The sequence below is a fragment of the Acinetobacter sp. UBA991 genome, from assembly GCF_002292065.1.
GTDB classification, from domain to species: domain Bacteria; phylum Pseudomonadota; class Gammaproteobacteria; order Pseudomonadales; family Moraxellaceae; genus Acinetobacter; species Acinetobacter higginsii.
On record NZ_DBBF01000018.1, the window covers coordinates 47,868 to 57,128 of the forward strand.

The window sequence follows — 9,261 nt, forward strand, 5'->3', positions numbered from 1 at the left end:
TTTTGATTATGAGTTTACTGAGCTATCTGCCGCCCGTTCCTTTGCCCATTCTCTTAAAATAAATTTCTGTAATTTCCCTGTCGAAGTTTTGGGGATCTCAGTAATCACCACATCTTTTGGGACTTTAAATCGAGCGAGTTCTTTTTGACAATGGGCAATGATTTCCTCAGCCGATGCGGATGCTCCTTGTTTGAGTTCAATAAAAGCACACGGCACTTCTTGCCAGCGTTGATCAGGTTTGGCTACCACTGCGGCAGTGAGCACAGCAGGGTGGCGATAAAGCACATCTTCAACTTCGAGCGAGGAAATATTTTCTCCACCTGAAATAATAATATCTTTCGAGCGGTCCGTAATTTTGGCATAACCATCAGGATGACTCACAGCTAAATCACCTGTGTGAAACCAGCCACCTTTAAATGCTTCTTCTGTGGCTTGGGCATTTTTCAAATAACCTTTCATCACGATATTGCCACGGAACATGATTTCACCCATGGTTTTTCCATCATTGGGTACCGGTTGCATGGTGTCTGGATCAAGCACACGCATGCTGTCTTGCAAAGGATAAGGCACGCCTTGACGAGAGTGGAGTTGTGCTTGCTCCTGAATGGATAAATCGCTCCAGCCAGCCTGTGAAGCACATAAGGCAGAAGGACCGTAGGTTTCAGTCAAACCATAAACATGATTGACGTTAATACCGATATTGCGCATCCCCTCAATGATTGCTACAGGTGGTGCAGCACCTGCCACCATAACTTCAACATCATGCTCAAAAGCCGTTTTCTGTTCGCTTGGCGTGTTGATGAGCATGGACAATACAATTGGTGCGCCACAGAAATAATCTACTTTGTATGCTGCAATGTATTTGAAAATTAATGCCGGATCGACACGACGCAGACAAATATTAGTACCGCCACTGGCTGCAATTGACCAAGCAAAGCACCAGCCATTGCAATGAAACAGAGGTAAGGTCCAAAGGTATACAGCACGAGGTTTCATACCACAGGCCAAAATATTACTTGCGGCATTCAGATAAGCACCACGATGATGATAGACCACACCTTTAGGATTGCCTGTGGTACCTGAGGTATAACTCAGACTAATTGCATCCCATTCATCTTGAGGCAGTAACCATTCAAAGGCAGGATCACCTTGTGCTATCCATGCTTCATATTCAAATTGACCAATTGCAATTTGTTCACCATCAAACTCAGTATCAAAGACATCAATCACAATAATGTCCTGTGGAACAAGCTTGAGTGCTTCTTCTGCAACCTGACGAAATTCAGGATCGACCAATAGCACTTTAGCTTCAGCATGTTCCAGCATAAATGCAATGGTCTTGGCATCGAGACGGGTATTCAAGGTATTCAGAACTGCGCCAGCCATCGGCACTGCAAAATGTGCTTCAATCATGGCAGGGATATTAGGCAATAGCACTGAAACTGTATCGTTCTTTTGGATACCTAAATGACGGAGCTGATGCGCAAACTGACGGCAGCGCTGATAAGTCTGTTGCCATGTGATTTGGCGTTGGCCATGGATAATTGCAGCTTGATTGGGATAAATATAAGCAGCCCGTTCCAAGTAGCGTAAGGGTGATAAAGCAACAAAATTTGCTGGATTTCTGGGTAGTTCGTCATATGCACTTACCATGTGTCTTGCTCCATTTCCGTTTTTTTCATTTATTGGTATTAACCTAGACTGTCATCGAGTCTAAATCATTTAGGCTTTAGTCGGAGATGAATCTGAACTGATCTCGGGTTTTTCTGGTTCAGAGGTTTCATCCATAGCTAAACCCGTGTAAAATCTTCGATACTTTTTTATCCGCCGTTTTTTATTTTTTGAGGCTTGCCTCAATACATAATCTCGCGGTGATATGCTCCTTCGTATAGGGCATCACTCCTTAAGGATTTTATTATGCCAATCATTACTTTACCAAATGGTGATCAGAAACAGTTTGATCATCCGATTTCTGTGATGGAACTTGCTCAGAGCATTGGTCCAGGTCTTGCAAAGAATACTGTTGCTGGCCGTATCAATGATCGCTTGGTGGATGCTTGTGATTTAATCACAGAAGATGCGACAGTTCAGATTATTACCCCTAAAGATGAAGAAGGTTTAGAAATCATTCGTCACTCATGTGCGCACTTGGTCGGACATGCTGTTAAGCAATTGTTCCCAGAAGCGAAAATGGTGATCGGTCCTGTGATCGAAGAAGGTTTCTACTACGACATCTGGATGCCACGTCCATTTACTTTGGATGATATGGCTGCAGTTGAAGAGCGCATGAAAAAGCTCATCGACCAAGATTATGACGTCATCAAAAAGATGACACCACGTGAAGATGTGATCGCTGAATTCACAGCACGCGGTGAAGAATACAAGTTACGCTTGATTGCAGACATGCCAAATGAAACTCAAATGGGCTTGTACTACCATCAAGACTATTTAGATATGTGCCGTGGTCCACACGTACCTAACACTAAATTCTTAAAATCATTCAAACTCACTAAAATCTCTGGTGCTTACTGGCGTGGTGATGCGAAGAATGAACAGCTACAACGTATTTATGGTACTGCTTGGGCTGATAAAAAACAGTTAGCTGCTTATATCAAACGTATTGAAGAAGCTGAAAAGCGTGACCATCGTAAAATTGGTAAGGCATTAGACTTGTTCCATATGCAAGAAGAAGCACCGGGTATGGTGTTCTGGCATCCGAACGGTTGGACGATTTACCAAGTGCTTGAACAATACATGCGTAAAGTTCAGCAAGACAATGGTTACCAAGAAATTAAGACACCGCAAATCGTAGACTTTACGCTTTGGGAAAAGTCTGGGCATGCGGCAAACTATGCTGAAAATATGTTTACGACTCACTCTGAAAGTCGTAACTATGCAGTCAAGCCAATGAACTGCCCATGTCACGTACAGGTCTTTAACCAAGGTTTGAAATCTTACCGTGATTTACCAATTCGCCTAGCTGAATTTGGTTCTTGTCATCGTAATGAGCCATCAGGTTCTTTGCACGGCATTATGCGTGTTCGTGGTTTTACTCAAGACGATGCCCATATCTTCTGTACCAAAGAACAGATTGGTAAAGAAGTTGCAGACTTTATTAAGCTGACTTTGGATGTGTATAAAGACTTCGGTTTTGAAGAAGTGCAAATGAAATTGTCTACACGTCCAGAAAAGCGTGTGGGTGATGATGCACTTTGGGACTTGGCTGAAAAATCTTTAGCAGATGCTTTAGATGATGCTGGCTTGGCTTGGGACTTACAACCAGGTGAAGGCGCATTCTACGGTCCGAAAATTGAATTCTCATTGAAAGACTGCTTAGGCCGTATCTGGCAATGCGGTACAATCCAGTGTGACTTCAACTTACCAATCCGTTTAGATGCATCTTATGTCACTGAAGACAATGATCGTGATCAACCAGTCATGCTTCATCGTGCAATTCTTGGCAGTTTCGAGCGTTTTATTGGTATACTAATTGAACACTATGCGGGCTTCATGCCACCATGGCTTACACCAATCCAAGCTTGTGTCATGAATATTACGGATTCACAAGCGGAAGCAAGTGAGCAAGTGGTCGCAAAACTCAAAGAAAATGGTCTTCGTGCTATTTCTGACTTGAGAAATGAAAAGATCGGATTTAAGATTCGTGAGCGTACCCTAGAGCGTATTCCTTACCTTCTTGTTCTCGGTGATCGAGAAGTTGAAGAAGGTACAGTCAATGTGCGTACTCGCTCAGGAAAAAATTTAGGTACTATGTCAGTAGATGCATTTATTGACTTAGTGAAATCTGCCGTTGCCGAACGTGGCCGGTATATCGTGGAGTAATAAAGATTAAACAGCCTGACCGTAACCAACAACAAGGTGCTAAAAGTAACCGTCCTGCAATTAACGATGAGATCCGTGCGAAAGAAGTACGCCTCGTCGCTGCAGATGGAGAACAAAAAGGTGTTGTTTCATTAAATGAAGCATTGCGTGCTGCAGAAGAAGCTAATCTTGACCTTGTTGAGATTGTGGCGAATGCAGAACCACCTGTTTGTAAAATCATGGACTACAACAAGCACTTATTTGACTTAAAGCAAAAGCAAAAAGATGCGAAGAAAAAACAGCATCAAGTGCAAGTGAAAGAAATCAAATTACGTCCTGCAACGGATGTAGGTGATTACCAAATTAAATTGCGTGCAATTTTACGTTTCCTTGAAGAAGGGAATAAGGTAAAAATCACTTTGCGATTCCGTGGTCGTGAGATGGCACATCAACAGCTTGGTTTGGCTCAATTGCAAAAAATTGAAGCAGACGTTGCTGAATTTGGCGTGATTGAACAAGCGCCGAAGATGGAAGGTCGTCAAATGGGCATGTTAATTGGTCCGAAAAAGAAAAAGTAATTTTTCTTATAAAAAAAGCACCGCTCTCAGCGGTGCTTTTTTATGCCTAAAAATGTATAACCTAATTCGAGATAAATCTGTTAAAAAAATTCTCAGCATCATTGGAACAGATGAAAACAAGCTATGATAGGGTTTGTTGATAATTACACTATTTAAAAATAGGAATAAGATATGTCTACAATTACTGGTACTCAACAACTCTCTGAAATTAATCAAAAAGTGGTGCAAGAAGGCGAAGTTCTGCCTCAAGTTAAACTCAAAGATGGTAGTCGAGTACAAACCGGTACCGTCGCGACCATGCTGCACAATATTAATTTATATAATGCAGGCGTTCGAGGTACGGTTGAAGATGAACTGATTTTAGCGGTGCCCACCTTATTTAAAGTCGGGATGTTTGATTTGTTCTCTGTGGAAGAGTGGATCAATGGCAGTAATGCTGGTCGTAAATTCGTTGGAGAGAAAGCCAAAGAATTCTTGGATAATCAAGCTTAAATCTTTGCAACATTGTCTTTGAAAACACCGCTTTATTGTTTCTTTTCGTGCTTGTCTACTGATCAATAAGTAGGAAGTGTGCTATAACGCAACAACAGTCAAGATAACGATGAATAGGACAATATAAAATGATTGACTTATATTATTGGGGTACACCCAATGGCCATAAAATAACAATCGCCTTAGAAGAAATGGGGCTCGAATATCAGATTTTTCCAATCAATATTTTGGAAAATGATCAGTTCCAGCCTGATTTTTTAAAAATCTCTCCCAATAATAAAATTCCAGCAATTGTCGATCAAAATGGTCCAAGAGGTGAACCGATTTCAGTATTTGAGTCGGGTGCGATCCTACAATATTTAGGTCGAAAAACAGGTTTGTTCTATCCGACCGATGAGCAAGAGCGAGTCGAGGTTGAACAATGGTTGATGTGGCAAATGGGGGGATTTGGTCCAATGCTTGGGCAAAATCACCACTTCAATAAGTTTGCCTCTGAACGTATTCCTTATGCGATTGATCGTTATGTCAATGAAACCAAGCGTTTGTATAGTGTCTTAAACAAACAGTTGATTGGTCAAAAGTTTGTAGCAGGCGAATACTCGATTGCGGATATGGCGATCTTACCTTGGGCATTGCGTTACGAATGGCAGGGCATTCAACTTGAAGACTATCCGTATGTGCAAGATTATATTGAACGCTTAACAGCTCGCCCTGCAATACAAAAAGCCTTGTCGATCAAAGTTGGATGAATCAAGGTATTGGACGACACTGCTACTTAAAGCATTGGGCGATTGCGATGGGATTGTTGTTGCTTACGGCAATTTCATGCAGCCTCATGCAGTATTTTCTTGGAATTGATATTTTCTGGTTTATTGTTCTAGCCTTTATAGGAAGTCTCAGTTTAATTTTTTCATCTTTATTTGCGTGGTTGCAGCTTGAAACTGGAAACTCGTATTTTAGTTCAGGGGTGTTTGTTGGATTTTTAAGTGTATATCTATTGTTATACATTTATCTTGACCTTACTGTGTCTATTGACTGGGCAGCAGTCTCTGCAGGTGAAATGCAGCTGACGTGGTACCAAAAAATGGTTAAGTCTGATCTTACATTTTGGATCGCATTCCTTTTTCCATTCGTTTTTTCAGTTATGTATTTTTCTATTCGGTCTAAAAAAGCGAAAACCAAAAATTAATCTTTGCAAACGCTATGATTTCGGGCATGTAAGCCTGACTATTTTATAATTGTGTAATTTTTCATCTAGTCTATGCATGTTCAGGCTACGATGCTTTAAGTTCAAAAAAGATAAAGCATCATGCAAGCAAAAAAATCAGCCCTTTATTTAAAAAAGCTTGGTTTTGAAGGAGATTTCTCTCCAACTTTGGCCAATCTAAAAAGCCTATTAAGTCTTCATGTACAAGCTATTCCTTTTGGTAATTTATCCTCTTTTTTAGGAGAGGAGGTTTCATTAGCGTCAGACCCACTTGCGCAAAAATTATTAATTGAAAATCGTGAAGGCTATTGTTTAGAACACAGTACCCTAACCAGAATTGTTTTAACTGAACTGGGTTATAAGGCATATAACGTACTCGGTCGAGTCTATTATCAAAGTTCGCCTGTCAGTACTCCGGTGAGAACTCATTTGGTCACACTGGTATGTATTGATCAGCAATTGTTTCTGTATGATCCCGGATTTGGGGGATGACCCCGACCACGGTTTTATCACTTGAGCATATAGGTGAAACACAGCAGACACCGTTAGAGCCTTTTAGATTTGTTGAAGCTGCCCAGAGCGGTTTAGATGTGACAGTGCTGACGGAAATGACTTATATGTTGCAAGTCTGTATTCATAATCAATGGATCAATGTCTATTCGATTAACCCCAACCAACAAATTGCAGATGCAGATGCTGTAGTTGCAAACTGGTACATTTCGACTTCGCCTGAATCCTTATTTACCCAGTATTTAATGTTATCTACTGCCAATGCAGAAATGCGAATAACCTTAAAAGATCGTGTTTTAAGAACACATGGCAAAGAAAGCTCTGACAAGAAAGAGTTAAACACCTTGGATGAATTTGAGGGTGTGATTAAAGCAGTCTTTCGGATTGATATTTCGCAGGAGATGCTTGAAGCGACTTGGGCAAAATTAACCTTGAATCCATAGCGTTCACGTTATATGGTCTGCTCTTGATGATGTGTGGCTGCCTGTTTGAGAGAACCTTGTTTTGATGTCTTATTTGTTATTGTTTCTCTCAGCCTTTGGTGCTGCCACCTTATTGCCTTTACAGTCTGAAGCGGTATTAATGACCTTGCTGATACAAGGTTTATCCAATCCTTTTTATCTCATCTTGGTTGCGACCATTGGCAATGTCTTGGGTTCCTGTGTGAATTGGTGGCTTGGATTAAAAATTGAGCATTTTAAAGATAAGAAATGGTTTCCTGTTTCAGAACAACGGTTGTTACAAGCACAGCAGATTTATCATAAATATGGCTTTTATTCCTTACTACTAAGTTGGACTCCTGTGATTGGTGATCCCATTACCTTGATTGCTGGGTTGATGAAAGAGAACTTTTGGCGATTTTTATTGATTGTCACCATCGCCAAAGGTGGGCGTTATTTAACGTTATATGCTTTATATATCGGGCTCTTTTAATGAGGACGGGAAAGATGGGCTCTTTCCCTTTTATTTAGTGATCCGAACCTTTCGTAATATCGACTTTGAATAAGTCATTGGTTTTAAACCAGCAGTAACTTACTACAGCAAGGGTCATACAACCCCCAAGAATAGTTGCCGTGATTGTGCCGAGGTATTTGGCTGCGAGACCTGATTCAAAAGCCCCCAGTTCATTACTTGAAGAAACAAACATCCCATTCACTGCCGCGACACGACCGCGCATATTTTCAGGTGGGAAAATTTGCAAGATGGTTTGACGAACCACGACTGAAACACTGTCACAAGCACCGGTCATGGCTAAGGCAAATAATGAAAGCCACATATGATTTGAGAAGGCGAACAGAATGGTAAAAATACCAAAACCTGCTACCGCTAATAACATATTTCGCCATGCATGTTGCATCGGAGGAAATTTGGTGAGTGCAATCATGGTGATGAGAGCACCAATAGATGGAGCGGCACGTAAATAGCCAAGACCTTCAGGGCCGACTTTTAGGATTTCCTCAGCGAAAATTGGCAATAACGCAATCACACCACCAAATAGAACCGATACTAGATCAAGTGAGATTGCCCATAAAACGATTTTAGTTTTCCAGATAAAGCGGAAACCATCAGTCAGGCTTTGTAGTACATTCTCCGTTTCCATTTTAGGGAAAGTACGATTTTGTAAACGCGTAATTAAGATGAAGCAGGTGGCCAATAAAGCCGTAACAGCAAATAAGCTGGTTTCACGTCCCAGAAATGCCAGCATAAAACCACCGAGCATAGGACCGATGATCACACCACTTTGCCATCCAATTGTAGTCCATGTTGCACCATTGGCATACAGTTCACGCGGAATTAGAAAAGGTTTAAGTGAGGTTGCCGATGGATTATAAAAACCTCGAATGGTCCCTAAAGCAAAAATCACGGCATAGATACCCCAAGACAGCGTGCTGATACCAATTTTTTCTAAGCCGTGTAAATGAAACAGTGTCCAGAGAATTAAAGGTAATGGAATCGAAAAGAATAAGCAGATTTTCATAATGGTCTGTTTATTCAATTTGTCGGCGAAATAACCGCCCCATAAAGACAGCGTGATAAATGGAATCGCTTCTGCCAGACCAATGAAACCCAAGGTGAGTGGATCACGGGTGATTTGATAAAGTGAATAGGCGACGATAATTTCCTGAATCAAAATTGCCAGTGTTAAGCAGAATTGATTAACGGTCACAATAGAGAAATCTCGGTACCGTAATGCAGCGAAAGCATCATTTTGTATAGTCATATTCTTTTGAATTTAAGAGCTTGTATTTATTATAGGTGTTAATTTTATGGATGTTTCTCGTAATTTGAGAATTGGTTATAGAAAATAACGTTTATAGAAAAGAGACGATTTACTATCAAAAAATGAGCATTTTACTTTCGTTTTAGCTTGCTATGCTTTAGAATACTGGCTCCCTTACCTGCAGGTCGTTTTTGCAATGGTGCAAACGTTCCGAACAGGTGTTCAAAAGAGGTTGTTATGCCTAAGATGAAAACTCGCCGTGGTGCAGCTAAACGCTTCAAAGCGACTGCAAACGGCTTTAAGCGTAAACAAGCGTTCAAACGCCACATTTTGACCAAAAAATCTGCTAAGCGTATCCGTCAATTGCGCGGCTGTGTAATGGTTCACGTAAGTGACGTTGCATCAGTTCGTGCTATGTGCCCATACATCTAAGG

At 41.0% G+C, this 9,261-nt stretch carries 9 protein-coding genes and 1 pseudogene; 8 read left to right on the forward strand and 2 right to left on the reverse strand.

Going from position 1 to position 9,261, the window contains the following annotated elements; translation table 11 throughout:
* Positions 1-6 precede the first annotated feature (6 nt).
* Entirely contained in the window at positions 7-1,653 is a 1,647-nt protein-coding gene (locus B2727_RS07340) for an acyl-CoA synthetase (protein WP_033133839.1), read from the reverse strand.
* A 264-nt stretch (positions 1,654-1,917) separates the two neighbouring features.
* On the opposite strand from B2727_RS07340, the gene thrS reads away from it, so the two are divergent.
* The 7 genes and pseudogenes from thrS to B2727_RS07375 all read left to right on the forward strand — a co-directional run bounded on the left by thrS (position 1,918) and on the right by B2727_RS07375 (position 7,539).
* The gene (gene thrS, locus B2727_RS07345) at positions 1,918-3,840 is read left to right on the forward strand and encodes a threonine--tRNA ligase (RefSeq protein WP_005184776.1); all 1,923 of its coding nucleotides are present in this window, start codon (positions 1,918-1,920) and stop codon (positions 3,838-3,840) included.
* Positions 3,841-3,845: 5 nt separating this feature from the next.
* Complete coding sequence (gene infC / locus B2727_RS07350; RefSeq protein ID WP_081400781.1) at positions 3,846-4,397, forward strand: translation initiation factor IF-3; 552 nt, start codon at positions 3,846-3,848, stop codon at positions 4,395-4,397.
* 171 nt (positions 4,398-4,568) lie between these two features.
* On the forward strand, positions 4,569-4,889 hold the full coding sequence (locus tag B2727_RS07355) for a DUF7709 family protein (protein WP_033133840.1): 321 nt from the start codon (positions 4,569-4,571) through the stop codon (positions 4,887-4,889).
* A 128-nt stretch (positions 4,890-5,017) separates the two neighbouring features.
* Positions 5,018-5,638, forward strand: a complete 621-nt coding sequence (locus tag B2727_RS07360) for a glutathione S-transferase N-terminal domain-containing protein (RefSeq protein ID WP_004804476.1) — start codon at positions 5,018-5,020, stop codon at positions 5,636-5,638.
* Complete coding sequence (locus B2727_RS07365; protein WP_033133841.1) at positions 5,635-6,078, forward strand: hypothetical protein; 444 nt, start codon at positions 5,635-5,637, stop codon at positions 6,076-6,078. Before B2727_RS07360 ends, B2727_RS07365 begins: the two co-directional genes overlap by 4 nt.
* Positions 6,079-6,198: 120 nt before the next feature.
* A pseudogene (locus B2727_RS07370) lies at positions 6,199-7,049 on the forward strand (arylamine N-acetyltransferase family protein).
* A 64-nt stretch (positions 7,050-7,113) separates the two neighbouring features.
* The gene (locus B2727_RS07375; RefSeq protein ID WP_005207073.1) at positions 7,114-7,539 is read left to right on the forward strand and encodes a YqaA family protein; all 426 of its coding nucleotides are present in this window, start codon (positions 7,114-7,116) and stop codon (positions 7,537-7,539) included.
* A gap of 34 nt (positions 7,540-7,573) precedes the next feature.
* On the opposite strand, the gene B2727_RS07380 is transcribed toward B2727_RS07375, so the two are convergent.
* Positions 7,574-8,827 carry an MFS transporter gene (locus tag B2727_RS07380; protein ID WP_005207075.1) on the reverse strand — a complete coding sequence of 418 codons (1,254 nt, stop codon included), beginning with the start codon at positions 8,825-8,827 and terminating at the stop codon, positions 7,574-7,576.
* Between the two features lie 237 nt (positions 8,828-9,064).
* Here B2727_RS07380 and rpmI point away from each other — a divergent pair, with 237 nt between their 5' ends.
* Positions 9,065-9,259: a 50S ribosomal protein L35 gene (gene rpmI / locus B2727_RS07385; RefSeq protein ID WP_004804484.1), complete on the forward strand. Its 195-nt coding sequence runs from the start codon at positions 9,065-9,067 to the stop codon at positions 9,257-9,259.
* Positions 9,260-9,261 lie beyond the last annotated feature (2 nt).

Coding starts and splice junctions, on each gene's coding strand:
- B2727_RS07375 (WP_005207073.1), top strand. CDS start 7,114: ATGTCTTATTTGTTATTGTTTCTCTCAGCCTTTGGTGCTGCCACCTTA.
- rpmI (WP_004804484.1), top strand. CDS start 9,065: ATGCCTAAGATGAAAACTCGCCGTGGTGCAGCTAAACGCTTCAAAGCG.
- B2727_RS07355 (WP_033133840.1), top strand. CDS start 4,569: ATGTCTACAATTACTGGTACTCAACAACTCTCTGAAATTAATCAAAAA.
- B2727_RS07365 (WP_033133841.1), top strand. CDS start 5,635: ATGAATCAAGGTATTGGACGACACTGCTACTTAAAGCATTGGGCGATT.
- B2727_RS07340 (WP_033133839.1), bottom strand. CDS start 1,653: ATGGTAAGTGCATATGACGAACTACCCAGAAATCCAGCAAATTTTGTT.
- B2727_RS07380 (WP_005207075.1), bottom strand. CDS start 8,827: ATGACTATACAAAATGATGCTTTCGCTGCATTACGGTACCGAGATTTC.
- B2727_RS07360 (WP_004804476.1), top strand. CDS start 5,018: ATGATTGACTTATATTATTGGGGTACACCCAATGGCCATAAAATAACA.
- thrS (WP_005184776.1), top strand. CDS start 1,918: ATGCCAATCATTACTTTACCAAATGGTGATCAGAAACAGTTTGATCAT.